This window comes from Kribbella sp. (genome assembly GCF_035687465.1).
Lineage (GTDB): Bacteria > Actinomycetota > Actinomycetes > Propionibacteriales > Kribbellaceae > Kribbella.
In genome coordinates this window covers 1-23,728 of the sequence record NZ_DASRXP010000068.1, presented here as the reverse complement: position 1 = coordinate 23,728, position 23,728 = coordinate 1, and the positions used below count along the sequence as shown (strand labels likewise).

The following is a 23,728-nucleotide window of genomic DNA, read 5'->3' as shown; positions in this document are numbered from 1 at the left end:
CCGGCCACCGAGCTGCGGCTCGGCTACTTCCCGAACGTCACCCACGCCGCCGCCCTGGTCGGCCTCGACAAGGGGCTGTTCACCAAGGAGCTCGGCAGCACGAAGCTGGTGCCGACCAAGTTCAACGCCGGCCCGGAGGCGGTCGGTGCGCTGCTGGGCGGCTCGCTGGACGCCTCGTTCATCGGGTCGGGGCCGGCCATCAACGCCTACGCCAAGTCCGAGGGCGAGGCGGTTCGGCTGGTCGCCGGAACGACCTCGGGCGGCGCTCAGCTGGTGGTCAAGCCGACCATCACCAAGGCCGCGGATCTGGCCGGCAAAACCATCGTCACCCCGCAGCTCGGCAACACCCAGGACGTCTCGCTGAAGAAGTGGCTGGCGGAGCAGAACCTGACCAAGACGGTGAAGGTCACCAATCTGGAGAACGCCCAGACGCTGGACGCCTTCCAGAAGGGCGACGTCGACGGGGCCTGGCTGCCCGAGCCCTGGTCCTCCCGGCTGGTCCTGGACGCCGGCGCGAAGGTGCTGCTGGACGAGGCGACCCTCTGGCCGGGCGGCAAGTTCCCGACCACCGTGCTGATCGTCCGGACCCAGTTCCTGCAGGAGCACCCCGAGACGGTGAAGCAGTTGCTGACCGGCCTCGTCGCCGCCATCGACTTCAGCAACACCGACAAGACCGCGGCCAAGACCGTGGTGAACGACCAGTTGAAGGAACTCACCGGCAAGGCACTGAAGCCGGTCGTGATCGACCGCGCTTTCGCCAACATCGAGATCACCGCCGATCCGATCGCGGCGCAGTTCCCGCAGCTCGCCAAGGACCAGGTCACCGCAGGCATCGCGAAGACGGCACCGGCAGTCGCCGGGTTCGCCGACTTCGGACCGCTGAACGACGTCCTCGCGAAGGCCGGCAAGCCGCCGGTCGACGCCGCCGGACTGGACAAGAAGTAAGCCCCGCTCCGCAGCAACGGCGCAGCAAAAGGCCGCAAAGAGGGCCGCAACCCGGCCGCAATCAGGAGGCAGACGATGACCGCGACAGTAGAGGCTCCGAAGACCGTGGGTACCGGCGTCCGGCCGGTCCGGTTCCACCAAGTGGGCAAGGCCTTCGGCCAGGGCCGGAAGGCGGTGGTCGCGCTCGAAGGGGTCGACCTCGAGGTCGGCGTCGGTGAGTTCGTCTGCCTGCTGGGCGCCTCGGGCTGTGGCAAGACCACCCTGCTCAACCTGGTGGCCGGGCTGGACGAGCCGACCACCGGCAGGATCGAGCTGAGCTCGTCCCGGCCGGCGGTCGTGTTCCAGGAGCCCGCGTTGATGCCGTGGCTGACCGCTGCAGGCAATGTCGAGCTGCCGCTGCGCATGGCTGGCGTGTCGAAGTCCGAGCGCCGCGCTAAGGCCGCCGAGCTGCTCGAGCTGGTGCGGCTCAAGGGGCTCGGCGACAAGCGGCCGCACGAGCTCTCGGGTGGGATGCGGCAGCGGGTCGCGCTGGCCCGCGCGCTTGCCTCGACCACGGACAACACCGGCTCGGGCGCGGGCAAGCCCTCGCTGCTGCTGATGGACGAGCCGTTCTCCGCCCTCGACGCGATCACCCGCGACGTACTGCAGGGCGAGCTGCTGCGGATCTGGCGCGCCACCGGTACGGCGATCCTGTTCGTCACCCATGACGTCCGTGAGGCGGTCCGCCTCGGTCAGCGCGTAGTACTGCTGTCGTCACGGCCTGGACGTGTTGTCCGGCAGTGGGATGTCGAAGGACTGTCCGGAGCGGGTGAGATCGGCGCGGTGGACGAGATCAACGCGGCGCTCAGGAAGGTGATTAGCAGTCATGCCGCAGCCTGACAGCACCGGCTTGCAGGACCGCGCGCAGGACGACCAGTACTCCGGGTCGGTGGAGGCCGGTCTGGACGCGCTGGACACGCCGGTCAACTCGCCGGACGGCAGCCTGCTGCGGCGGATCGCCGGCCGGGTGCTGCCGCCGATCGGCGCGATCGTGCTGCTGGTGGTGGTCTGGCAGATCCTCTGGGCCGCCGCGTTCTGGGAGGAGTTCAAGCTGCCGGCGCCGGCCGCCGTCTGGTCGCAGATCTGGCAGCTGGTGACATCCGGCGACATCCTCGAGCTGTTCTGGGTCTCGGTGCATCGCGCGGTGATCGGCTTCGGGCTCTCGTTGCTGATCGCGGTGCCGCTCGGGCTCGCGATCGCCAACATCACCGTGGTCCGGCGCGGCATCGGCCCCCTGGTCTCGGGACTGCAGAGCCTGCCGTCGGTGGCTTGGGTGCCGGCCGCGATCCTGTGGTTCGGCCTGAACGACCGGGCGATCTACTGGGTCGTGCTGCTCGGTGCCGTGCCGTCGATCGCGAACGGGCTGGTGTCCGGGCTGGACCAGGTCCCGCCGATCCTGCCGCGGGTCGGCAAGGCCCTCGGGGCGGGACGGCTCGGCGGGATTCGCTACATCTTGCTGCCGGCTGCGCTGCCCGGGTTCCTGGGCGGCCTCAAGCAGGGCTGGGCCTTCTCCTGGCGGTCGCTGATGGCCGCCGAACTCATCGCGACCTCACCCGATCTGGGCGAGGGACTCGGGCAGTATCTGCACAACGGCATGTCGCTGTCGGACATCTCGATGGTGTTCGCCGGCATCCTGCTGATCTTCGTTGTCGGGGTCGGGATCGAGCTGCTGGTGTTCCGTCCACTGGAGAACTCGGTACTTCGGGCGCGCGGTCTGACCCGGGCAAGCTGACCAGCGCCGTACTGTGGGAGCGTGGTCCGATACTTGCCGTTCCTGATCAGCGTGGGACTGAGCATCTACGCGCTCTTCTCCTGCATCCAGACCCGCAACGAGGACGTGCCCTACCTGCCCAAACTGGTGTGGGTCGTGCTGATCGTCTTCGTGCCCTTCGTGGGCCCGATCGTCTGGCTCCTGGCGTCTCGCAGATCCGCGTCCGCGCAAGCGCCACGGCCGGCGCGCCCGAGGCCGAAGAGCCGGCCGGTGGCGCCCGACGACGACCCGGACTTCCTCGCGTCCCTGGACCGCTACCGCGATCCGCGGACGACGGTCCGGCCGCCCTCGGAACCCAGCCACGACAAGGATGACGAGACCCCGCCGGCCGCCGGGGACGCCGCGGCGAAGGACGAGGAGATCGAGCCGCGGGAGACCGAGCCGCAGGACACTGAGCCGCAGGACAAAGGGATCACGAACGAGTCGGACGACGGCAAGCCCTGAACTGTGGGTCCGGGTCCGGCCGTGGAGACCGGACCCGGTTGGCTCGGGTGGAACTCGTCCCGGCGGCCGTCAGGCGGACTTCCTGTGTTCGGCGAGTACGACGTTGTCCCGCTCGGATTCCGTGGTCCCACCCCAGACGCCGTACGGCTCTCCGACGGAGAGGGCGTGCTGACGGCATTCGGGCTGGACAGGGCAGGTTCCGCAGAGCGACTTGGCCACCATCTCGCGAGCGCGTTTGCGAACGCCACGCTCCGATTCGGGGGAGAAGAACAGCTCCGGGTTGACGTCGCGGCAAGCGGCTTGCGACTGCCAGTCCCACAGATCCATGAGCGGGCGGGGTAGGCGAGGCATCCCTCTCGACATGGCAACCTCCTTGACTCACCGTGAGCGCGGACGGGCGCTCGGTGAAAACTATGCTCAACTCGTGGCGAGTTCAACCCTTGTTGTCTCGAACTTCGGTCCATTTGTTATCGGAGCGTCGCGATTTCTGCCTCGCGGGAGCTGGCGAAGGGCATCAGGAGGGGCGTGCCGGCCGACTCGAAGACCCTCACAGTGGGTACCGCTCCATCACCGACTGTGACATCGGCCACTTCTGTTGCCGAGGGCACCCGGACCCGGCACGAGTTCGCCCCCCGCGGTCCGGCCGCGGCGGCAGCGGACGATCGAGCAGGGTAGCCCGGAGTCTCGATCGAGGTCGAGCATCTGGCGTCGGACGCGGTCGCCGGTGGACTGCGGTATCACACCCGCCGCGCGGTCGAGCGGTTCAGGCCGGACGACGCGGAGCGTCCCGTAGTACTGGCGTGTCTCGAGCGGGAGGACGACGCGCTGCCGTTGCTCGCGGTCGCGGCGGCGCTCGCCGAGCGCGGAGTACGGGTCCAGACGCTGGGGGCGGCGACGCCGGTGGAGTCTTTGTCATCGGCCGTACGGCGAATCCGCCCGGCCGGCGTCTTCGTCTGGTCGAGTGCCTCGGGAACAGCGGATCTCGATGGGCTCAGGACCCTCGGCCGCACGCGTCCGTCGTACTCGCTGGTGGTCGGCGGCCCGGGGTGGATTGCAGCGGGCAGACCGCAGCACTGGGTCAACTCGCTGTCAGCCGCGGTGACTGAACTGGTGCAAGCAGTGCGGAGCTGAGGCGGCTCAGCTCAGCACACGCGCGACAAGGACTCCCAGGATGGCTGCGGTCAGCCCCGCGCTGAGGCTGACAACAACGTTGAGGACGGCATACCGACGGGACCCGTCCTCGGCCAGCCTGATCGTCTCGTAGCCGAAGGTGCTGTAGGTCGTGAACGCTCCGCAGAAGCCGACGCCGAGGAGCAGCGTGATCGTGTGGTCCGTGGTCATCGTGAGTAGGCCGAGGACGAAGCTGCCCATCACGTTGACCGTCAAGGTGCCCCACGGAAACGCGGAGTCGCGCCGACGCTGAACGGTCCGGTCGACCAGGTACCGCAGCGGAGCGCCTACCGCCGCTCCGGCTGCCACCAGCAGCAAAGTCATCCGGCGTCGGGTGGGGTCAGCATCACGACCTCGACGGGCTCGAGCGTGATCGATCCCTCGATCCGCATCTCCCGCAGGCCGACGACGAACTCGCGGACCAGTGGCTCGCGATCGACGATCATGATCGCGATCGGCAGGTCCTCGCTCAGGCTGAGGATCCGGGTGGTGTGGATGTTGTTGTTCGCGCCGTAGCCCTCGACACCGCGGAACACGCTCGCCCCGGCCAGCCCGGCGGCGTGCGCCCTCCGGACGATCTCGTCGTACAGCGGCCGGTGCTGCCACTGGTCGTCCTCGCCGATCAGGATCGTGAGCCGGACCGCGGGTGTCGTCTCCACAGTCATGGTGAGGGCCTTTCTGGTCGGGTCAGGCGCCGCGTGACCACGACACCAGTCTGCACCGCGAGCAGGGCCGCCACGACGGTGCCGAAGAAGTAGGCGGTCGCGGTCAGCGGACGGTCGGCGAGCAGTCGTTCGGTATCGACGGTGAACGTCGAGAAGGTCGTGAATCCACCGAGGATTCCGGTGCCAAGGAAAGGTCGGCTCAGCGGGTGGACCGTCCGGGCCTCGGTGATCACGACCAGCAGGGCGCCGATCAGCAGGCAGCCGCTCACGTTGGTGAGGAAGGTCGACCAGGGGAAGGTGCCCGCGCGATGCGGGATCGCCTCGGCGAGGCCGTACCGTGCCAGGGCGCCGATCGCGCCGCCGAGCGCGATCACCCCGAGGATCTGCGGCCCTGTCGGGTGGAAGCGAGGTGCGTCAGACATCATCCGGATCGTAGCGGTAGTACTCGTGCATCCCGTGCGGAGTATCCGCCTCGCCCGTCAGCGCGCGGATCACCATCGCGTGGGTGATCACCAGCACCGGCCCGTCCGTGCTCGCCGTATGCCGGGCCAGCGCTGTCCGGGCCCGCGCACGCACCGAGGACAGTGGCTCCCAAGGCCGTTGGAGTCCCTCTGGCCACTCACCGGCGAACTCCTCGAACTCCGCCTTGGCAGCCCGTACGTCGGCGGGCCCGCGCCACGACCCGGTGCTGTCGGGGAGCCAGTCGCGCAGGTCGTAGTCGACCCGTACGCCGAGGGCCATCCGGTGACCGATGATCGCCGCGCTCTGCAGGGCCCGGGTGAACGGCGAGCTGACCAGATAGGTGGCCCCGACGCCGCCGAGGACATCGGCCACGGCTTCGGCCTGCTTGATCCCTTCGGTGCTCAGGGTCACCGTGTCGGCGGCCATACCGGGCAAGCCGCGGCTGTCCAGCGGCGCATAGTCCGGCTCGCCGTGCCGGACCAGGTAGATCTGGGTCACGAGGCAGTTCTACCTGAGATGCCGGGCGCCGGCCCAGCCTCGGGCGTGGCTGGTCGGCAGAACTGCCGGATCGGCGATCGTGCTGGGCGGCCGGACGCTGTGGTGGCTGTCGAACAGGTGGTCCAGCTCGTCAACAGGAGACGCCGACGGCGACGGTGGCCGTGGCTCCAGCCAGCGGACCTCTGTGGCGCCCTGATGGCCGTGCACGGCCAGCACCGACTCAAGGTCTGGCCAGACGGCTGTGGCGGGGTTGTTGCCGCGCCAGCGCAGCGCCACGGACCCGTCGGTGAACACGCAGCCCTCGGCGACCACCCCGGTGCCGGAGACACCACTCAGATCGCGATGGCGGACCAACTCGAAAGTCCGCGGCCTCACTGACGTCCCACCGTGCTCGACCCCTTAGAAAACCTCGACCAGTCGTTGCGAGGCTCAACGACCCACGGACCGCCCCGGTTACACAGCGGAAAGCGCCCATCTCAAGCCGTGACATCGGTCGTCTCAGGCAGGTGATAAGCTCGGCAACGTGAAGCGCAGCTACTGGCAGTATTTTGAGCGGCCGGCCCTGGTGCCGGGCGACTCAGCTGCACGCTGACGCCCCAGCAAGAACCAGAGCCGGCTCGAGGCAAGGACATCGTGTCCTTGCCTTTTCTCATTCCCAGCCGGCGCTGTCCTCGGGTCTTCCGCCGGCGGAAAGGTCCCACAGATGAACACCCTTCCCCAGCAGACCGGCCAAGGCGCGGTCGTCGACCGGCGGATCGAGAAGACCGTCCCGTTGATAACACCCTTGGCGCTGCACGACGAACTGCCGCTGAGCGATCGGCTGGCCGAGACCGTCGTCGCCGGGCGCCAGGCCGTGGCCAACGTCCTGAACGGCACAGACGACCGCCTGCTGGTCGTCGTCGGCCCCTGCTCGGTGCACGACGCCCAGGCCGCTCTCGAGTACGCCGAACGCCTGCGACCGGTCGCCGAACGACTCTCCGACGGCCTGCTCGTCGTGATGCGTGTCTACTTCGAGAAGCCCCGGTCGACCCTCGGCTGGAAGGGCCTGATCAACGACCCGGGCCTGGACGGATCCGGTGACGTCAACACGGGCCTGCGAACCGCCCGGGCTCTGCTCCTCGAAGTACTGGCCAAGGGTTTGCCGGTCGGTTGCGAGTTCCTCGATCCCATCACCCCGCAGTACATCGCCGACACCGTCGGCTGGGGAGCGATCGGGGCGCGGACCGTGGAGAGCCAGGTCCACCGGCAGTTGTCGTCCGGCCTGTCGATGCCGATCGGGATGAAGAACCGCCCCGACGGCAGCATCGGTACTGCGGTCGACGCGATCAAGGCGGCCGCAGTCCCGCACGTATTCACCGGTATCGCCCACGACGGCACCCCCGCGATCCTGCACACCCGCGGCAATCCCGACTGCCACCTCGTACTGCGCGGTTCCGACTCCGGGCCGAACTACGACGCCGAGTCCGTCGCCGGTGCCCAGGAACTGCTGCGCAAGGCGGATCTGCCGGAGCGGGTTGTCGTCGACGCGAGCCACGGGAACAGCCGTAAGGACCACCGGCGTCAGCCGCAGGTCGCCGCGGAAATCGGCCAGCAGGTGGCGGCCGGCAACGACGCGATCGTCGGCGTGATGCTGGAGTCGTTCCTGGTGGAGGGACGGCAAGAACTCGACCCGACCCGCGAGCTCACCTACGGCCAGTCGATCACCGATGCCTGCATGGGTTGGGAGACGACCGAGACGGTGCTCGAGGGACTCCGGGACGCGGTCCTGCGGCGTCGTACGGGAGCGTGAATTTCAGAGGAATGAACGGGCCTGAGGGATCCCATAGCGGCTTGCACTGACTTAGTGTCCGACGCATGACTGAGATCTCCCGCCGCCTGGTTCTTGGGTCGGCAGCCGGTGGGGCAGCGGTATCGCTGCTCCCACCGTCGCTGCACACTGCGATGGCCGCGCCGGCCCGGAAGGGCGGCCTGAAGGCCGTCGAGCATGTGATCGTGTTGATGCAGGAGAACCGGTCCTTCGACCACTACTACGGCACGATGCGCGGCGTCCGCGGGTACGGCGACCGCCGACCGCTGCGGCTCCGCAACGGCAAGTCGGTGTTCCACCAGCCGGTGGCCGGCGGTGGCGAGGTGCTGCCGTTCTCGATCCGGGAGGCGGCCGCGACGGCCGGACGGAACCCGGACGACATCCAGTACCTCAATGCCCTCGCGCACGGCTTCACCGACGCGACCCAGGCCTGGGCGAACGGCTGGAACGACGACTGGGTGGCAGCCAAGACCGCGGCGACTATGACGCACTACGAGCGCCGGGACATCCCGTTGCAGTACGAGCTCGCCGAGACCTTCACGATCTGCGACGCCTACCACTGCTCGATCAACGGCTCCACCAACCCGAACCGGAACTACCTCTGGTCCGGGACGACGGGGTACGAGCAGGGCACCACCGAGCGGGCCGTGACGAACGCGGCGTACTCCTACGACCACGTGGGGTACGACTGGACGGCGTACCCGGAGCGGCTGGAGAAGGCAGGGGTCTCCTGGCAGATCTACCAGGAGTGGGACAACTTCACCGACAACGCGGTCGAGTACTTCAAGACCTTCAAGGACCTCGGACACCGGATCCTGGCCTCGGTGCCCGGTGGTTACCGGACCACCGAGGAGTTCTACGACAAGCTCTTCGCGAAGACTCCCGCGGAGCAGGCAGAAGCGCTGAAGCAGCTCGAGGCAGCCGTCAAGCTGCAACCTGCCAAGGACCAGAAGCTGTTCTACAAGGCGATGCACCGCAGCGAGCCCGAGTCGCTCGTGCCGCGGATCCGCGCCGACATCAAGTCCGGGAAGCTGCCGCAGGTGAGCTGGCTCGTTCCGTCCGCGGTCGACTCCGAGCACCCTGGCGCGTCGACGCCGGTCGGCAGCGCGAACCTCGTCTACGACCTGCTCGACGCGATCGCGTCGGACCCGGAGACCTGGTCGAAGACCGTGCTGCTGATCAACTTCGACGAGAACGACGGGTACTTCGACCACGTGCCGCCGCCGGTCGCGCCGCGGCCCGCGTCCGGCAACGACGACGACTGGTACAACGGCAAGCCGATCGGCCTCGGCCCGCGGGTGCCGATGACGGTCGTGTCGCCGTGGTCGATCGGTGGGCACGTGAACTCGCAGGTGTCCGACCACACGTCGGTGATCCAGTTCCTGGAGCGCTGGACCGGGGTCCGCGAGCCGAACATCAGCAAGTGGCGCCGGACCGCCTGCGGCGACCTGACCTCCGCGTTCGACTTCAGCCGGTCCTACCGTCAGCCGTCCGTGGACAAGCCCGGTCCCGTCCCCACGCCGATCGCGCGGTGGAAGCCGACGCCGCCGGCCACGCAGGCGGTGCCCGCGCAGGAGCCCGGCCGACGCCCCGCCAGGCCCCTGCCGTACCAGCCGGCCGTCTCCGGATTCGTTGCTGACGGCAAGCTAGAGCTGCGGCTCGGCAACGACGGTGACGCCGCCGCCCACTTCGCCATCTACCCGTACGGCGGCGAGCTGCCGGCGCCGGCGCACCTCGACGTTCGCGACGAGAAGGTGGAGACCATCGCGGTCACCGGGCCCTATGAGCTGGCCGTTCAGGGACCGAACCGTTTCTGGGTCGAGCTCGCGGGGTCCGCTGACGGTCTCGCCGCCGGGCTCGATGTGGAGGCCCGGGTGAATCGTGGATCCTTCGTGCTGGAACTGGTGAACCACACCCGCAAGCCGCTCAGCGTGAAGCTGAAGGCTCTCGGGTACGGCAGCCGGACGATCAACCAGGACCTCCGCGCCCGGCAGACCCGGACCGTCAGCTGGCCGACGGACCAGGGCTGGTACGACGTGGAGATCACAGCCGCCGAGGACCCGACGTACCGCCGCCGCCTCACCGGCCACCTGGAATCCGGCCGCCCCAGCACCACCGCCTGACTCTGTCGCTAACGTCCGAAGTATCGAGGGGCCTGCCCCGCGCCTCTTCGGACGTTAGCGTTGGGGCAGGGAGCTCAGCGGGCGATGGGGGCGGTGTGGGCTGAGGTGATGGTGATGAGGTCGGTGGGGGACAGGCCAAGGTCTAAGCCGCGGCGGCCGCCGGAGACGTAGACGGTGTCGTGGTCGGTTGCGGTCGTGTCGATGACAGTCGGGAGTGGGCGCTTCTGGCCGATCGGGCTGATGCCGCCGACCACGTAGCCCGTTGTTCGCTCGGCGGCGGCTGGGTCGGCCATGACCGCCTTCTTGCCTTTGAGTGCGGCTGCGACGGCCTTGAGGTCGAGTTGGCGGTCCACTGGGACGACACCGACTGCGAGCTTGCCGTCGACCTCGACCAGCAGGGTCTTGAAGACCTGTTCCGGAGCGAGGCCCAGCGCTTCCGCCGCCTCCAGCCCGTACGACTTCGCGGCCGGATCGTGCTCGTAGGCGTGAGTGGTGAACGGGAGCCCGGCCTTCGTCAGTGCGACGGTCGCCGGAGTTCCCTGCCCAGTCTGTTTCGTCTTCGCCACATGTCAGAGACTAGTGCGGCTCGAGGCGGACGCAGCAGTGGCCGGGTTGGGGATCGAGTTCGGCGCGGTAGCCGGAGTCGTCCGTGAGCAGGCCGCGGACCAGGGACAGCGTCATGTGGCAGATGAGCTCGGGGTGGTTCGCGGCGAGCGCGTGGAACGGGCAGTTGGCGAGCCCGATGGAGGTGCCCTCCGATCGCGGTTCGAATCCGTGGTCCTCGAGCAGGCGAAGGGGATCACCGCCGGCTCGGCCGATTGTTTCGCCGTACCGGCGGGCTCGGCGTTCGAGCGCAGTACGGGGGGATTCGCCAGAGGCGTCGGCGTCCTCCAGGGCGGCCGCGAGCAGGTGGCCGGCGACGTCGTACTGGCGTTCGGGCAGCGAGACCTCGATCTCGTGGTCGGAGCGTCGGTAGAGCTTCGCGGGGCGGCCCGCGCCGGGGCCCGTCCGCCCGGACCGGCGCTCGAAGACGACGGTGAGCAGTCCTTCGGTGGCCAGCTTGTCGAGGTGGAACGCCGCGGTGTTGCGGGGGAGGGCGAGGGCGCTGGCCGCCTCATCGCGGCTGACCGGAGCCCGCTGGGCGATCACGTAGTCGTACAGGCGTCGCCGCGTCGGTTCGTCCAGCACCGCGAGCGCCTGCAGGTTCGCGTCCCGGCAGCCGTCCACGGAATGATTCTATCTCCAGCTTTCGTTGGTCAAACAGTAAGGTGGGGGTTCCTGGGTTCTCGACGCTGGAGGCGCGTAGATGAAGACGATCCGATCCGAGCTGGATGCCGCGGAACTTCGCGAGCTGACCCCGGAAGCGCCGGCCCTGCACATCGTCGGCGGCAACCCGGAGATCGACCTGGCGGCGGCGCAGCGCGCGGTCAGCGACCTGCTGGTCGCCCTCGGGCGGGACCCGCACAGCGACCATCTGGCGGACACCCCACGCCGGGTCGCGAACGCCTACGCCGAGATGCTCACGCCACGCGAGTTCAACCTGACCACGTTCCCCAACGACGAGGGATACGACGAGCTCGTGCTGGCCCGGGACATCCCGGTGCAGTCGCTGTGCGAGCACCATCTCCTTCCGTTCCAGGGGGTCGCGCATGTCGGCTACCTGCCGGGGGAGCGGATCCTCGGCCTGTCCAAGCTGGCCCGCGTGGTCGAGTTGTTCGCGCGCGACCTGCAGGTCCAGGAGCGGCTGACCAAGCAGGTCGCCGACTGGCTGCAGGACCACCTCGCGCCCAAGGGCGTCGGCGTGGTGATCGAGGCGGAGCATCAGTGCATGTCGCTGCGTGGCGTCCGCGCGACCGGGTCCCGCACAGTCACATCGGCTGTGCACGGCATGCTCCGCGACAACCCCAGCTCACGCCAGGAGTTCTTCGCCCTGACCGGTATCTGAGCTGACTCAGGCCGGTACCTGGGCGTGCGTGTCGCGGCCGGTGGCGAGGATGTGCGCGACCTCGCCGGGCAGCAGGTCCGTACCGGGCACTGTCTCCATCTCGGAGACGTCGAGCCAGCGGACCACGGTGGCGCCGCAGTGGCCGTGCACGGCCAGGATGGAGTCGAGGTCCGGCCAGACCGCGGTCGAGGGGTTGTCGCCGTGCCAGCGCAGCGCGACCGATCCATCGGTGAAGACGCATCCTTCGGCGACCGTCCCGGTGCCGGAGACTCCGCTGATGTCGGTGTAGCGCACGAGTTCGAAAGTCTGGGGTTTCACCGGCGGACCTCTGCGGTCGCGGCGGCCGTGAGGCCTGAGAGAGCTGATGCCATGGTCCTTTCCCCGTGTCGGCGTGGTTGGGCAGTTTCGCCACAAACCGGGGGACGTGTACCGACTGTCAGCGGGGAAGGACGGTCTGTAGCGACTCTTCTTCTGCAAAACAAGCTAGAACCAAAGCGGGTGAGTGCGCCAGAGGTTGCCCCGCGTGTCTCAGCCTTCGATCTTTCATCGCCTGGATACTCAGGACAAATCGGAGGCCCGCCGAGCCGTCGGCATGGTCGAATACGGAAGTGTTCCTGACTCTCGCCACCACCTCGACCGGCCTCGGTGCCCCCGCGACGGAGCTCGGCTTCCTGCTGCACAAGAACCCCGCGCGGCCGCAGTCCATCGAGGTCGCTGCCGGGACAGCTTTCGTGTTCTACCCGGAGGCGACGGCCGAGAGGTGCACAGCGGCGCTACTGCTCGAGGTGGACCCGATCGGACTGGTCCGGTCCGGGAAGGGCAAGGCCGCGGAAGGGTTCACGCTCGGGCAGTACGTCAATGACCGCCCGTACGCCGCGTCCAGCCTGCTCGCGGTCGCCCTGGGGAAGTTGTTCCGTACGGCGATGAGCGGTCGCTGCGAGGCTCGTCCAGAATTGGCCGCCCGGGCGATCACCCTCGAGATCCGGGTCCCTGCCCTTCCCTGCCGCGGTGGTGCTGCCCTGGCCGAGAGGCTCTTCAGCCCGCTCGGCTGGACCGTCGACGCCCGGCCGATCCCGCTCGACCCGGAGATCCCTTCCTGGGGCGATTCCCGGTACGTCGATCTGCGGCTGCACGGGGAACTCCGGCTCGCGGACGCACTGAACCACCTCTATGTCCTGCTCCCGGTGCTCGACGACGCGAAGCACTACTGGGTCGGGTCCGACGAGGTCGACAAACTCGTCCGAGCCGGCGACGGCTGGCTCGGCACCCACCCGGACCGCGAACTGATCTCCCGCCGCTACCTGGCCCACCGCAAACGCCTGACCGACACGGCCCTCGAAACCCTTGACCGTCTGGCCGAGGTGGACGGTGTCTCCGTCGACGACGCTCCGGACGAACCTGTCGCCGAGATCGGCGACGACGTGGTGCCTGCGGCCGGGCACCCTGTCTCGCCGGGTGTCGACTCATCGGGCGAGCGTCCAGCCGGCGACGGAGGAGCCGCTTCCGCGGATCAGCGCGTCTCGCTGGCGGTTCAGCGGCGGGCTGTGGTGGTTGAGATTCTTCGGGAGGTTGGGGCTCGGCGAGTGGGGGATCTGGGGTGTGGGGAGGGGGTGCTGGTTGCTCAGTTGCTGAAGGACTCTTCGTTCAGTGAGGTGGTGGCGACCGATGTCTCGGCTCGGGCGCTGACGTACGCCGAGCGGCGGCTGCACGTGGATGAGATGTCCGATCGCCAACGCGAGCGGCTGCGGTTGTTCCAGTCGTCTGTCACGTACTCCGATGCGCGGCTGGCCGGCCTGGATGCCGCCGTGCTGATGGAGGTGATCGAGCACGTCGACCTGCCGCGGCTGCCCGCTCTCGCAAAGGCGGTGTTCGGCGCAGCCCGGCCCGCCAATGTGGTGGTGACCACGCCGAACTCCGAGCACAACGTGCTGTTCGAGACGATGCCGGCCGGCGCGTTCCGGCACCCGGACCACCGGTTCGAGTGGAACCGCGCGGAGTTCCGGGCGTGGGCGGAGTCGGTCTGCCAGACCTACGGGTACGACGTGTCTTTCCGTGCGGTGGGACCAGATGACCCGACCGTCGGACCACCGACCCAGCTCGCGCTGTTCCGGCTGAAGGAGGCCGTCTGATGGCGCGCATCGACATCCCCGCGCTCAGCCTCGTCGTCCTGATCGGGGTGAGCGGCTCGGGCAAATCCACCTTTGCGCGCAAGCACTTCCTCGGCACCGAGGTGATCTCGAGCGACTTCTGCCGCGGGCTGGTCTCGGACGACGAGAACGACCAGGCGGCGACCAAGGATGCCTTCGACGTGCTGCACTACATCGCGGCCAAGCGGCTGGCGGCCGGGCGGCTGACGGTGATCGACGCGACCAACGTGCAGCCGGAAGCACGCAAGCAACTGGTCGCGCTGGCTCGCGAGCAGGACGTGTTGCCGGTGGCAATCGTTCTCGATCCGCCGGAGCAGGTCTGCCTGGAACGCAACGAGCAGCGGCCCGACCGGCAGTTCGGGCCGCACGTCGTACGGCGGCAGCGCCAGCAGCTCCGCCGTGGTCTGCGGAGTCTCAAGAAGGAAGGGTTCCGTGGCCTGCACGTGCTCGACAGCGTCGAGGCGATCGATGCCGTCAGCATCGAACGAACCCGCCTCTTCAACGACCTGAAGCATGAGACCGGACCGTTCGACATCATCGGCGACGTCCACGGCTGCCGCGCCGAGCTCGAACAGCTCCTCACCGACCTCGGCTACACCATCACGAGGGACGAACTGGGTCGCCCGATCGACGCCGAGTCCGCGCGCCGGGTTGCCTTCGTGGGAGACCTGGTTGATCGGGGCCCGGACACGCCTGGCGTGCTGCGTTTGGTGATGGGGATGGTTGCCGCCGGTCACGCTTTCTGTGTGCCTGGCAACCACGAGGACAAGCTGCTCCGGGCGCTACGTGGGAAGAACGTCAAGCTCACCCATGGACTGGAGGAATCCCTTGCCCAGTTGGCTTCTGAGCCCGAGGAGTTCCGGGTGGAGGTCGAGAACTTCATCGATCGGCTGATCTCGCACTACGTGTTCGACGGCGGCAAGCTGGTGGTCTCGCATGCGGGTCTGGTCGAGCGGATGCACGGCCGCACCTCCGGCCGGGTCCGCGCCTTCTGCCTGTACGGCGAGACGACGGGCGAGACCGACGAGTTCGGCCTGCCGGTGCGGTATCCCTGGGCTCAGGACTACCGCGGTCGCGCGATGGTCGTCTACGGGCACACCCCGACGCCCGAGCCCGAGTGGATCAACAACACCATCTGCCTCGACACCGGCTGCGTCTTCGGCGGCTCGCTGACCGCGCTCCGGTACCCCGAGCGCGAACTGGTCGCGGTGAAAGCTTTCGAGCAGTACTACGAGCCGGCGAAACCGTTGCACGTGGCAACCGCGCCGGAGCGGGAGCCCGACGTACTCGACATCACCGACGTGACCGGTCGCCGGGTGATCGAGACCTCGACGCATGGGCGACTCAGCGTGCGCGCCGAGCAGGCGGGTGCGGCGCTGGAGGTAATGAGCCGGTTCGCGATCGATCCCCGCTTCCTGCTCTATCTCCCGCCGACGATGAGCCCGGTCGCGACGTCGCCCGAGCCAGGAATGCTGGAGCACCCGCTGCAGGCCTTCGAGGCCTACAAGGGGCAAGGCGTCACCGAGTTGGTGTGCGAGGAGAAGCACATGGGCTCGCGGGCGGTGGTCCTGCTGACCCGGGACGACGACGTGGCGGAGAAGCGGTTCGGCCTCGCTGGTCGCGGTGCCGTCCACACCCGCACCGGCCGGTCGTTCTTCGGTCCGGCGCTCACCGATGAGCTGTTGCTGCGTCTGCGAGGTGTCGCTGAGGACGCGGGGCTCTTCGAGGAACTCGGCACGTCGTGGTTGCTGCTGGATGCGGAGTTGCTGCCCTGGAGTGCCAAGGCCGGCGACCTGCTGCGCAACCAGTACGCCGCTGTCGGTGCGGCTGCCCGTGCCTCCTTGCCTGCGGCAACTGGTGCTCTTGCCTCGGCGGTGGAAGCTGGGCTCGACCTGCGGGAGCTGCTCGCGCGGACGGAGCGGCGTACGGTGAATGCTTCGTTGTTCAGTGAGGCGTATCGACGGTACTGCTGGCCGACTGACGGACTCGACGGAGTACGGGTGGCCCCGTTTCAGGTGCTCGCAGCGGAAGGGGCGACGTACCAGGAGAAGCCGCATGCGTGGCATCTCGCGGTCGCGGACCGGATGGTTGCCGCGGGCCCCTCTTTGGTGACCGCGACGCGGCGGCTGTTCGTCGAGCTGGATTCGTGGGCGGCCGGCGTTGCTTGGTGGGAGGAGCTGACCGCGGCCGGCGGTGAGGGCATGGTGGTGAAGCCGGCGGCGAACCTGGTGCGAACCGAGAAGGGACTGGCGCAGCCCGGGCTGAAGGTCCGCGGGCAGGAGTACCTGCGGATCATCTACGGCCCGGACTACACCGAGCCGGCGAACTTCGACCGCCTCCGGAACCGCAACCTCGGCCACAAGAGGTCCATGGCTCTGCGGGAGTACGCACTCGGCCTGGAGGCCCTGGATCGGGCCGCCCGGGGCGAGCCTCTGTGGCGGATCCACGAATGCGTCTTCGCGGTCCTCGCCCTCGAGTCGGAGCCCGTCGACCCGCGCCTTTAGCCCTCGCTGACGGCGCGCTGGGCCGGCTCAGCGATGCGGAAGTTGAGTTCGACCTCCCACTTCGTCTTCCGTGGCTCGGTGCGCGGATCAGTGAGATAGGCCTCATAGCGGGACGCGAAACAGTCGCCCTCCGCCTCGTCCCATCGGTCGAAGGCAACGCCGTTGGCACCGGCCCAGTCGATCAGAGCACGGTTCGCGCGCAGGGAGTGGTTGCGGTAGGTCAGGGTCGCGTACCTGCCCGCGGGGAGTATCGCCGGCCGCACCCGGCCCGAGCTCTCGTCGACCGGGCCGGCGGGCCTGCCTGGGGTGACCACGCCCATCTCCACGTCCATCGGGCCGCTCATGTCGATGACATGCAGGCGGAGGAAGAACGGACCGGCGTCTTCGATGCTCTGACGGCGGAGCCAGTCGCTGAGCTCAGCCATCAGCTCGTCGCGGGTGTGCAGCATGCCTCGGAAGGGAGTGACCACGCGGATGCCGAGATAGTCCAGCTGCGGCCGCTCCACAATCCGAGGGGGTTGGATCAGTTCCATCGTCGCCTCCTCGACCCCGCCGAACCTCCAGCGGGCCAACTCTCAGGGTTGCCCCTGGGGCATGGTCAAACCGGGGCGATCAGGCGAGCTTGAGCGTGGTGGCGGCCGTGGACGACGCCTGGTCGCCGTACGCCGTGGCCAGGCGGCGGAGGAAGGCCGGGCGGTCCAGGGTGTACTCCTGGGTGCCGACGGTCTCCAGGACCGTGGTGGCCAGGGTGCAGCCGACCTGAGCGGCGGCTTCGTGGTCGAGGCCCGCCGCGACGCCGGTGAGGTAGCCCGCGCGGAAGGCGTCGCCGCCGCCGGTGGGGTCGACGAGGGCGGGGGTCGGCACGGCCGGGATCTTCGCGAGGATGCCGCCGGCGTTCTCGATCACGACGCCGTCGCCGCCGTGGGTGGTGACCCGGACACCCACCCGCTGGAGGATGTCGGCGTGGCTCCAGCCGGTCTTCTGCACCATCAGGCCGGACTCGTACTCGTTGCTGAACAGGTACTTCGCGCCGTCGATCAGCTCGCGGATCTGCTCGCCCTCCATCCGGGCCAGCTGCTGGGACGGGTCGGCGGCGATGTCGATCCCGTTGGCCTTCGCCAGGGCGGTGTGCTTGAGCATGCCGTCCGGGTCGTCCGCGCCGACCAGGACCAGGTCGATACCGCCGGTCGAGGCGTGGATCGCGGCCAGATCGATCTCCCGTGCCTCCGCCATCGCGCCGGTGTAGAACGAGGCGATCTGGTTGGCGTCGAGGTCCGTAGTACAAGTGAAGCGGGCGGTATGCACGTTGTCGCAGATGCGGACGTGGGAGACGTCGACGCCGGCCTCGGTGAGGGCGGCGCCGTAGTCTGCGAAGTCAGCCCCGACCGAGCCGACCAGGAGCGAGGTCTGGCCCAGTTGTGCCATGCCGTAGCAGATGTTGGCGCCGACGCCACCGCGGTGCACGACCAGCTCGTCCACCAGGAAGGAGAGCGACACCTTGTGCATCTGCTCTTCGAGGAACTGGTCCTTGAAGCGTCCCGGGAACGTCATCAGGATGTCGGTCGCGATCGATCCGGCAACGGCGATACGCATGCGGGGGTCTCCTCGGAGGGGTGGGTGTCGAGCGGTTGGGCAACCCGTAGAGACTACAGGCGACTGAACAATGACGAAGAGAACGGCGTGAACTGATGGGTAGTCAGATACTGGTGACCGACGCACTGCACGACTACATGGTCCGCCATGGCATGCCGCTGGACCAGATCGCGCAGGATTTGGTGACGGAGACCAACGCCCTCGGCGGCGTCTCGGAGATGCTGACCACGGCCGACCAGGCCGCCTTGCTGACCATGCTGACCCGGCTGATCTCGGCCCGGCGGGCGGTCGAGATCGGGACCTTCACCGGGTTCTCCGCGCTCGCGATCGCGCGTGGGCTGCCGGCCGACGGCGAGCTGATCTGCCTGGACGTGAGCGACGAGTGGACCTCGATCGGCCGCCGGTACTGGGAGCGGGCCGGGGTCGCGGACCGGATCGAGGTCCGGATCGGCGACGCGCACAAGTCCGCGGCCGAACTGGAGGGCGAGTTCGACCTGGCCTTCGTGGACGCCGACAAGCCCGGCTACATCGAGTACTTCGAGCACCTGGTGCCGCGGATCCGCCAGAACGGGCTGCTGCTGTTCGACAACACGCTGGCCGGTGGGCGAGTGGTCGGCTATCACGACGAGGATCCGGTCGACCGCAAGGAGTTCAACGCGCACATCGCCAACGACGAACGCGTGGACGTGGTCATGCTCGGCATCGGCGACGGGCTGACCCTGGTCCGCAAGCGATGACGAAGGCCGCACCCCGCCTTGCCGTGAAGGGCCTGCGGCACCTGTACGCCGACCGTCCGGTGATCGAGGACCTCACCTTCACCCTGCGGGCCGGCCGCGCGATCGCCCTGGTCGGCCCCAACGGCGCCGGCAAGACGACCGTACTGCGCTGCATCGTCGGCTCGGCCGAACCCGCGGCGGGAGAGATCCTGCTGGACGGGTCACCGATCGACGAGCGGGCCGAGGTGGTCCGCCGTGATGTCGCGTCGCTGCTGGACGACCTGGACTTCTTCCCGGACCTGACAGCCGCCGAGCATCTCGACCTGCTCGCCCGAGCGCACGGCAATGCGACGCCGGAGGATCTGGTGGACACCTTGCTCGATGACGTCGGCCTGCTGGCCGCGGCTGATCAACTGCCCGGCTCGTTGTCGTCCGGCCAACGCCGTCGGCTCGCCCTAGCGACTGCATTGGTCCGCCCTCGCAAGTTGCTCGTCCTGGATGAGCCCGAGCAACGCCTGGACACGGCCGGGGTCGCGTGGCTGGCGGAGCGGTTGAAGGCAGAGAAGAAGGCGGGCACGTCCGTGCTGTTCGCCAGTCACGACCAGGCGCTGGTGGACGCGGTCGCGGACGAGACCGTCGCGCTCACCCCACTGCCGTGACGGCCGCCTCAGGAGAAGGTCCCGTCGTCTTCGACCCGGCGGACTTCGGTTCGATCCCGGCGTCGAAGGAGCTGCGCCGCTGGATGCGGAAGGTCCGGCGCGGCAAGGCGGATCGGACGGTCTGGCAGCAGTTCGAGGACATCTATCTGGTGCTGTTCGCGTTGGCGATGCTGGGCGCGACCGGCGGCAACGTAGTACTGAATCTCAACGAGAAGTCAGCAGCCTGTACGTCGGCCTCGTGCGGGTGGTTGCTCGACACGGTGCCGTTGATCCTGGTGCCGGTGTTGGTGTCGACGATGTTGCGGGTCCTGCTGAGCATCGGGCCGGTGTCGGCTTCGCGGGCGACCGGGTTCTGGTTGCTGGCGACTCCGGTGGATCGCGCGTCGCTGCTGCGACCGTCGTACCGGCTGGTGGTCGTCGTAGCCGCCGTAGTCGGTGCACTGGCTGCTGTGGTTGGCCTGGCGTTGTTTGGTGCCGCGTGGTCCGCCGTTGGTGAAGCTGCTGTGCTTACGACTGTCCTGCTCATCTGTACTGCGTGCGCGACCGTGTGGGCGCAACAGATTGCCTCGCGATCCCGGTGGGCACTACGGATCGCTGACGGCTTGCTGATACTCGCCGCCATCCCCGCGCTGGTGTTGGCCTTCCGCGCAAGCTCCGATAGTTCTGCGACCAACGGCGGCAGCTATCCAGTCCTCGGCTTGGCCCCTTTGCAGTCGGAGCCACTGCTGACCCAGGGCGAGATCAGACTTCTTGTGATTGGCGTAGTGGCGCTGGTTCTCGCCGTGGCGTTGGTGGTGATCACCGCGCAGTCTCTCGACAAGTTGAGCCGGCAGAGCGTGGTTGCCGGGGGAGAGTTGCTGGCGGGTATGGCCGGCGCTGCCATCACCATGGACGTCAGCTTGCTGGCCGATGTGGTGTCCGGGCGGCACTGGCGGATGGTGGGCCGCCTGAAGTCGCGGCGCGGTCGCGGTTCGCGGGTGCAGGCCATAATCCACCGGGAGTTCCTCCGCATACTGCGCTGGCCGCGGCGCCTCGTGATCGGATTCGCCCTGCTTGTCGTCCCGTACGCGGTCGCCGGCACCGGCTACGACGTACTGGTGCCCATCGCTGCTGCGATTGCTGGATTCGCGGCGACACGGCCTCTGATGGACGGACTGCGGTCTGTCTGTCGGTCCGTGGGGCTGGTGCGAGCGCTCGGCATGGAACTCCGTGACCTGCGGATCGCGATGTCCGTAGTACCGGCTGGGTTTGCTGTCCTGTGGGCTGCGCTGGCTCTGCCCGCGTTGGGTTCGTGGCAAGTGGCCTTCGCTGTCGCGGCCGGGGTGCTGACCGGAGTCGTACGCCAAGCGTCCGCCCGCCCACCTTCCTACAGCGGCCCGCTGGTCGCCTCCCCAATGGGCGCGATCCCACCCGGCCTCTTCTCCCAACCCCTCCGCGGCCTCGACCTCCTGATCCTCTGCCTAGCCCCAGTCCTCCTAGGCCTCAGCTCCACCTGGATCCTCATAATCCCCGCCGTCGTCCTCCTCATCATGTTCGCCGTCACCCCCAAACAAGCCTGAGTCCAGGGGAGAGAACGCTACGGATTCGAGCTGGTGAAGGAGCTCAGCGAGGTAGACGGCCTGGTCACCACGGAAGGCACGATCTACCCGCTGCTGGCGCGGTTGCGGCGCGAAGGGCTGGTCGAGACTACGTGGCGGGAGTCCGAGTCCGGACCGCCGCGGCGGTACTACCAGGCGACCGCCTCGGGTCGGCAGGCGCTCAGAGCGTTCACCGCGGACTGGGAGCGATTCCGCACCTCGGTCGACACCGTTCTGGGGCGAGGGAGACAGGCATGAACGACACGGATCACCTGGTCGCGGACTATCTTCGACGGCTAGAGGTCGCCGCCGAGCCGCTGCCGGCCGAACGTCGCCAGGAGCTCCTCGAGGACGTCAGTGCTCATATCTCCGACGCCCGGACCGCGGGGGCGTCGAGTGAGGCCGATATCCGGGAGCTCCTCGCGCGGCTGGGCGATCCGGACGAGATCGTGCTCGCCGCGACCGACGGCCTGGTGCAGGTCAAGCGGCAGCCGCGGTTCCGGAGCCGGGAGGTGGCCGCCCTGCTTCTGCTGCCCTTCGGCTACCTTCCGGTGCTCATGCTCGGAAGCCTGTCAGGCCGAGCCTGCCAAGCCGATGTCAACGGAGTTCTCCTCGGCTGCGGCGGCTTCACCTTCCCCGAATGGTCAGATTCCCGCTCTTGCTCGCCCTGTCCCTCGCCCCACTCGTAGTCCTCTTCATCCTCCTCAAGAACGCAGCCCGAGGCCGTTCCACTTCCTGACCTCCAACACCAGCCACTTGCGCTCGATCTCGTCGGGGACGTCAACATCGAAATGCCTGGCCATCCAGCCTGAGGCGGCGACCGTCGAAAATCTACAGCCGTGTGTAGATTTCCTGCTCTGAAGCAGAAAATCTACAGCTGAGTAGAGATTTTCTCTCCAAGGGGCGTCATAATCTACAGAAGGTTGTGGATTTTGGACGGGAGCTCCATGAGTGAACTGAAGTCGATCAAGAGTGTGGCGGCTGAGCTTGGTCTGTCGGTCAGCCGGATCCGACAGCTTATGGACGAGGGGATCTTCACCGCTGAGCGTACAAGCGGGGGACATCGCCGCTACGACATCGAGGCGACCCGGTCGGCTTGGCTCCGCTACCGGCTGGATCGGGCCGGCGTTTCACTTGACCGCGCGAAGTCGATGGAACGGCCATCGCGCCAGGTGTTCGAGCGGGAGTTCGAGCTGGATGGTTTGGCTGAGGACCGGGTTTGGTCAATCGTTCGCCCCACTCTGGAACTACCCACGGGTGGCCCGGCCGAGCAGATCCTCGGTTACGCGTTCACTGAGATGCTGAACAACGCCATCGATCATTCAGGTGGGCGCTTTGTGCAGGTCTCTGCTCTAGCCGTCGATGCCGGTCTCGAAATTGTCATTGCCGACGATGGTCGCGGCGCGTTCGCGCACCTCGCTGACGGGCTGGGGCTCCCAGACCACTTCACTGCTATCCAGGAGTTGACTAAAGGCAAGCGCACTACTGCTCCGGATCGCCATACCGGGGAAGGGATCTTCTTCACCTCGAAGGCCGTCGACCTCTTCAGATTGGCCGCAAACGGCATCGAGTGGACCGTCGACAACCTCCGCAACGATCAGGCAGTCGGGATCTCGATGATCCACCAGGGAACACAGGTGACCCTCGAGTTGGACCCTGCCACGGATCGCGACCTCGCGGGTTTGTTCCATGAATTCACAATCGACCATGAGTTCAGTAGGAGTAGACCGACTGTGAAGCTGTTCGAGTTCGGACTTTCATTCGTCAGCCGGAGTGAGGCGAAGCGACTGTTGTCCGGCATGGAGGTCTTCAGTGAGATTCAGGTTGACTTCACTGGCGTGGAAAGCGTCGGGCAAGCCTTCGTTGACGAGATGCTCCGGGTCTGGCCTCAGCTCCATCCAGGAACTGTCGTGATTCCCACAGGCATGAATAGTGCTGTGGAGTTCATGGTCCAAAGAGGGCTCGGCCGAAGCTGAGCTCAGGGCTGCGCCAACGTGGCTCTCGAGGGGTGGCCGCGGCAGGGATTGACTCACAGAGCAGCGGCGGCTTCCCGATGGTCGCTGGGAGGTTGGATCGCCTTGGTGGAGGCCTGCTGGCGGCAATAGCTCGCAGGAAGTCGTCGACTGGGGCCGGACCGGGCCGAACGAGATGGTGACCCTCAACGCCCTGCGGGTGATGAGATCCGCAGGGCGTTGAGGCTGCATCGGTTAGGGGTAGTTCACCCACTGGGCGACGTTGGTGCCCGAGTTGGACGGACCGCCGGAGTTGTTGATCACGTGCGCGATGGTTCCGACCCCGCCGAGCGAAACCGTCACCATGTTGTGGAACTTCACGCCCGCGTTGTTCGGGACTTCGAAGGCTCGTTCCGCGACCACGCTCGAGTTGGCGTTGAAGAAGCAGTAGCTGCCGAGCCCCCACGCCTCGTGCGAGGTGACCGAGTCGGCCACCTTGTACGCCGCGTAGCCGCGGGTGGAGCCGTTCATCCAGGCTGCCTGGTTCGGCGGGTCGTACGGCATCTCGTTCTGGTAGAAGTACGTCCTCCCCCCGTTGCCGTTCCAGATCGTCTGGTACTTCTGGTAGTGCTCGACGAACAGCCCGTACGCCGTGACGTTGTCACCGTTCACCACCAGGCCGGTGTCCGCGGTGTTCACGTTCCACCCGAC

The 23,728-nt window shown here is 67.8% G+C and carries 27 protein-coding genes and 1 pseudogene; 15 read left to right on the top strand and 13 right to left on the bottom strand.

Annotated features, from left to right (window positions below; translation table 11 throughout):
- The 4 genes from VFG33_RS03430 to VFG33_RS03415 form a co-directional block, all read left to right on the top strand.
- The coding region (locus VFG33_RS03430; RefSeq protein WP_325022267.1) for an ABC transporter substrate-binding protein at nt 1-945 on the top strand (945 nt) is incomplete at its 5' end.
- A gap of 75 nt (nt 946-1,020) precedes the next feature.
- Nucleotides 1,021-1,824, top strand: coding sequence for an ABC transporter ATP-binding protein (locus VFG33_RS03425; protein WP_325022265.1), 804 nt, complete (start codon nt 1,021-1,023; stop codon nt 1,822-1,824).
- Nucleotides 1,811-2,716 carry an ABC transporter permease gene (locus tag VFG33_RS03420; protein ID WP_325022263.1) on the top strand — a complete coding sequence of 302 codons (906 nt, stop codon included), beginning with the start codon at nt 1,811-1,813 and terminating at the stop codon, nt 2,714-2,716. Before VFG33_RS03425 ends, VFG33_RS03420 begins: the two co-directional genes overlap by 14 nt.
- Nucleotides 2,717-2,737: 21 nt before the next feature.
- A complete protein-coding gene (locus VFG33_RS03415) occupies nt 2,738-3,199 on the top strand; it encodes a PLD nuclease N-terminal domain-containing protein (RefSeq protein WP_325022261.1) in 462 nt (153 codons plus the stop codon).
- A 69-nt stretch (nt 3,200-3,268) separates the two neighbouring features.
- On the opposite strand, the gene VFG33_RS03410 is transcribed toward VFG33_RS03415, so the two are convergent.
- The 7 genes from VFG33_RS03410 to VFG33_RS03380 form a co-directional block, all read right to left on the bottom strand.
- Entirely contained in the window at nt 3,269-3,562 is a 294-nt protein-coding gene (locus VFG33_RS03410) for a WhiB family transcriptional regulator (protein WP_012920258.1), read from the bottom strand.
- Between the two features lie 374 nt (nt 3,563-3,936).
- On the bottom strand, nt 3,937-4,209 hold the full coding sequence (locus VFG33_RS03405; protein ID WP_325022259.1) for a hypothetical protein: 273 nt from the start codon (nt 4,207-4,209) through the stop codon (nt 3,937-3,939).
- Nucleotides 4,210-4,336: 127 nt separating this feature from the next.
- A complete protein-coding gene (crcB, locus tag VFG33_RS03400) occupies nt 4,337-4,693 on the bottom strand; it encodes a fluoride efflux transporter CrcB (protein ID WP_325022257.1) in 357 nt (118 codons plus the stop codon).
- Nucleotides 4,690-5,034 (bottom strand): putative PII-like signaling protein, encoded by a 345-nt coding sequence (locus tag VFG33_RS03395; protein WP_325022255.1) that lies wholly within the window; start codon nt 5,032-5,034, stop codon nt 4,690-4,692. The genes crcB and VFG33_RS03395 overlap by 4 nt, the downstream gene beginning before the upstream one ends.
- On the bottom strand, nt 5,031-5,456 hold the full coding sequence (locus VFG33_RS03390) for a fluoride efflux transporter FluC (RefSeq protein ID WP_325022253.1): 426 nt from the start codon (nt 5,454-5,456) through the stop codon (nt 5,031-5,033). Before VFG33_RS03390 ends, VFG33_RS03395 begins: the two co-directional genes overlap by 4 nt.
- Nucleotides 5,449-5,994 (bottom strand): histidine phosphatase family protein, encoded by a 546-nt coding sequence (locus tag VFG33_RS03385; RefSeq protein WP_325022251.1) that lies wholly within the window; start codon nt 5,992-5,994, stop codon nt 5,449-5,451. The genes VFG33_RS03390 and VFG33_RS03385 overlap by 8 nt, the downstream gene beginning before the upstream one ends.
- A gap of 9 nt (nt 5,995-6,003) precedes the next feature.
- Nucleotides 6,004-6,369 carry a hypothetical protein gene (locus tag VFG33_RS03380; protein WP_325022249.1) on the bottom strand — a complete coding sequence of 122 codons (366 nt, stop codon included), beginning with the start codon at nt 6,367-6,369 and terminating at the stop codon, nt 6,004-6,006.
- Nucleotides 6,370-6,697: 328 nt separating this feature from the next.
- Here VFG33_RS03380 and VFG33_RS03375 point away from each other — a divergent pair, with 328 nt between their 5' ends.
- Nucleotides 6,698-7,783, top strand: a complete 1,086-nt coding sequence (locus VFG33_RS03375; RefSeq protein WP_325022247.1) for a 3-deoxy-7-phosphoheptulonate synthase — start codon at nt 6,698-6,700, stop codon at nt 7,781-7,783.
- Between the two features lie 65 nt (nt 7,784-7,848).
- Nucleotides 7,849-9,924, top strand: coding sequence for a phosphocholine-specific phospholipase C (locus VFG33_RS03370; protein ID WP_325022245.1), 2,076 nt, complete (start codon nt 7,849-7,851; stop codon nt 9,922-9,924).
- A gap of 74 nt (nt 9,925-9,998) precedes the next feature.
- Here the strand turns inward: VFG33_RS03370 and ybaK are convergent, their stop codons facing one another.
- Together ybaK and VFG33_RS03360 are read right to left on the bottom strand one after the other, a co-directional pair.
- Nucleotides 9,999-10,490, bottom strand: a complete 492-nt coding sequence (gene ybaK, locus VFG33_RS03365) for a Cys-tRNA(Pro) deacylase (RefSeq protein WP_325022243.1) — start codon at nt 10,488-10,490, stop codon at nt 9,999-10,001.
- A 10-nt stretch (nt 10,491-10,500) separates the two neighbouring features.
- A complete protein-coding gene (locus VFG33_RS03360) occupies nt 10,501-11,151 on the bottom strand; it encodes a helix-turn-helix transcriptional regulator (RefSeq protein ID WP_325022241.1) in 651 nt (216 codons plus the stop codon).
- Nucleotides 11,152-11,230: 79 nt separating this feature from the next.
- On the opposite strand from VFG33_RS03360, the gene folE reads away from it, so the two are divergent.
- Nucleotides 11,231-11,869 (top strand): GTP cyclohydrolase I FolE, encoded by a 639-nt coding sequence (gene folE, locus VFG33_RS03355; protein WP_325022239.1) that lies wholly within the window; start codon nt 11,231-11,233, stop codon nt 11,867-11,869.
- Nucleotides 11,870-11,875: 6 nt separating this feature from the next.
- On the opposite strand, the gene VFG33_RS03350 is transcribed toward folE, so the two are convergent.
- Nucleotides 11,876-12,187, bottom strand: a complete 312-nt coding sequence (locus VFG33_RS03350) for a hypothetical protein (protein ID WP_325022238.1) — start codon at nt 12,185-12,187, stop codon at nt 11,876-11,878.
- 290 nt (nt 12,188-12,477) lie between these two features.
- On the opposite strand from VFG33_RS03350, the gene VFG33_RS03345 reads away from it, so the two are divergent.
- The gene (locus tag VFG33_RS03345; protein WP_325022236.1) at nt 12,478-13,998 is read left to right on the top strand and encodes a 3' terminal RNA ribose 2'-O-methyltransferase Hen1; all 1,521 of its coding nucleotides are present in this window, start codon (nt 12,478-12,480) and stop codon (nt 13,996-13,998) included.
- Nucleotides 13,998-16,520 carry a polynucleotide kinase-phosphatase gene (locus VFG33_RS03340; protein WP_325022234.1) on the top strand — a complete coding sequence of 841 codons (2,523 nt, stop codon included), beginning with the start codon at nt 13,998-14,000 and terminating at the stop codon, nt 16,518-16,520. Before VFG33_RS03345 ends, VFG33_RS03340 begins: the two co-directional genes overlap by 1 nt.
- Here VFG33_RS03340 and VFG33_RS03335 read toward each other — a convergent pair.
- Both VFG33_RS03335 and VFG33_RS03330 read right to left on the bottom strand, forming a co-directional pair.
- Nucleotides 16,517-17,053, bottom strand: coding sequence for a GyrI-like domain-containing protein (locus VFG33_RS03335; RefSeq protein ID WP_325022232.1), 537 nt, complete (start codon nt 17,051-17,053; stop codon nt 16,517-16,519). The genes VFG33_RS03340 and VFG33_RS03335 overlap by 4 nt on opposite strands.
- 79 nt (nt 17,054-17,132) lie before the next feature.
- The gene (locus VFG33_RS03330; protein WP_325022230.1) at nt 17,133-18,113 is read right to left on the bottom strand and encodes a carbohydrate kinase family protein; all 981 of its coding nucleotides are present in this window, start codon (nt 18,111-18,113) and stop codon (nt 17,133-17,135) included.
- A 113-nt stretch (nt 18,114-18,226) separates the two neighbouring features.
- Here VFG33_RS03330 and VFG33_RS03325 point away from each other — a divergent pair, with 113 nt between their 5' ends.
- From VFG33_RS03325 to VFG33_RS03300, 6 genes and pseudogenes are all read left to right on the top strand, one after another.
- Nucleotides 18,227-18,850 (top strand): O-methyltransferase, encoded by a 624-nt coding sequence (locus VFG33_RS03325; RefSeq protein ID WP_325022228.1) that lies wholly within the window; start codon nt 18,227-18,229, stop codon nt 18,848-18,850.
- The gene (gene ccmA / locus VFG33_RS03320) at nt 18,847-19,488 is read left to right on the top strand and encodes a heme ABC exporter ATP-binding protein CcmA (protein WP_325022226.1); all 642 of its coding nucleotides are present in this window, start codon (nt 18,847-18,849) and stop codon (nt 19,486-19,488) included. Before VFG33_RS03325 ends, ccmA begins: the two co-directional genes overlap by 4 nt.
- Entirely contained in the window at nt 19,485-21,047 is a 1,563-nt protein-coding gene (locus VFG33_RS03315) for a DUF6297 family protein (protein ID WP_325022224.1), read from the top strand. The genes ccmA and VFG33_RS03315 overlap by 4 nt, the downstream gene beginning before the upstream one ends.
- Before the next feature lie 21 nt (nt 21,048-21,068).
- Nucleotides 21,069-21,323: pseudogene (locus VFG33_RS03310) on the top strand (PadR family transcriptional regulator); the annotation flags it as partial.
- Nucleotides 21,320-21,754 (top strand): DUF1700 domain-containing protein, encoded by a 435-nt coding sequence (locus VFG33_RS03305; RefSeq protein ID WP_325022223.1) that lies wholly within the window; start codon nt 21,320-21,322, stop codon nt 21,752-21,754. The pseudogene VFG33_RS03310 and the gene VFG33_RS03305, both read left to right, overlap by 4 nt.
- Before the next feature lie 258 nt (nt 21,755-22,012).
- A complete protein-coding gene (locus VFG33_RS03300; RefSeq protein ID WP_325022221.1) occupies nt 22,013-23,041 on the top strand; it encodes an STAS-like domain-containing protein in 1,029 nt (342 codons plus the stop codon).
- Nucleotides 23,042-23,272: 231 nt separating this feature from the next.
- Here VFG33_RS03300 and VFG33_RS03295 read toward each other — a convergent pair.
- Nucleotides 23,273-23,728 (bottom strand): pectate lyase-like domain-containing protein (locus VFG33_RS03295; RefSeq protein ID WP_524538116.1); only part of this gene is annotated, 456 nt, incomplete at its 5' end.

Excerpts from the sequence above, each read along its gene's own strand:
- VFG33_RS03425 (WP_325022265.1), top strand. The coding sequence starts at position 1,021 with ATGACCGCGACAGTAGAGGCTCCGAAGACCGTGGGTACCGGCGTCCGG.
- VFG33_RS03420 (WP_325022263.1), top strand. The coding sequence starts at position 1,811 with ATGCCGCAGCCTGACAGCACCGGCTTGCAGGACCGCGCGCAGGACGAC.
- VFG33_RS03410 (WP_012920258.1), bottom strand. The coding sequence starts at position 3,562 with ATGTCGAGAGGGATGCCTCGCCTACCCCGCCCGCTCATGGATCTGTGG.
- crcB (WP_325022257.1), bottom strand. The coding sequence starts at position 4,693 with ATGACTTTGCTGCTGGTGGCAGCCGGAGCGGCGGTAGGCGCTCCGCTG.
- VFG33_RS03395 (WP_325022255.1), bottom strand. The coding sequence starts at position 5,034 with ATGACTGTGGAGACGACACCCGCGGTCCGGCTCACGATCCTGATCGGC.
- VFG33_RS03390 (WP_325022253.1), bottom strand. The coding sequence starts at position 5,456 with ATGTCTGACGCACCTCGCTTCCACCCGACAGGGCCGCAGATCCTCGGG.
- VFG33_RS03375 (WP_325022247.1), top strand. The coding sequence starts at position 6,698 with ATGAACACCCTTCCCCAGCAGACCGGCCAAGGCGCGGTCGTCGACCGG.
- VFG33_RS03370 (WP_325022245.1), top strand. The coding sequence starts at position 7,849 with ATGACTGAGATCTCCCGCCGCCTGGTTCTTGGGTCGGCAGCCGGTGGG.
- folE (WP_325022239.1), top strand. The coding sequence starts at position 11,231 with ATGAAGACGATCCGATCCGAGCTGGATGCCGCGGAACTTCGCGAGCTG.
- VFG33_RS03340 (WP_325022234.1), top strand. The coding sequence starts at position 13,998 with ATGGCGCGCATCGACATCCCCGCGCTCAGCCTCGTCGTCCTGATCGGG.
- VFG33_RS03335 (WP_325022232.1), bottom strand. The coding sequence starts at position 17,053 with ATGGAACTGATCCAACCCCCTCGGATTGTGGAGCGGCCGCAGCTGGAC.
- VFG33_RS03330 (WP_325022230.1), bottom strand. The coding sequence starts at position 18,113 with ATGCGTATCGCCGTTGCCGGATCGATCGCGACCGACATCCTGATGACG.
- ccmA (WP_325022226.1), top strand. The coding sequence starts at position 18,847 with ATGACGAAGGCCGCACCCCGCCTTGCCGTGAAGGGCCTGCGGCACCTG.
- VFG33_RS03305 (WP_325022223.1), top strand. The coding sequence starts at position 21,320 with ATGAACGACACGGATCACCTGGTCGCGGACTATCTTCGACGGCTAGAG.
- VFG33_RS03300 (WP_325022221.1), top strand. The coding sequence starts at position 22,013 with ATGAGTGAACTGAAGTCGATCAAGAGTGTGGCGGCTGAGCTTGGTCTG.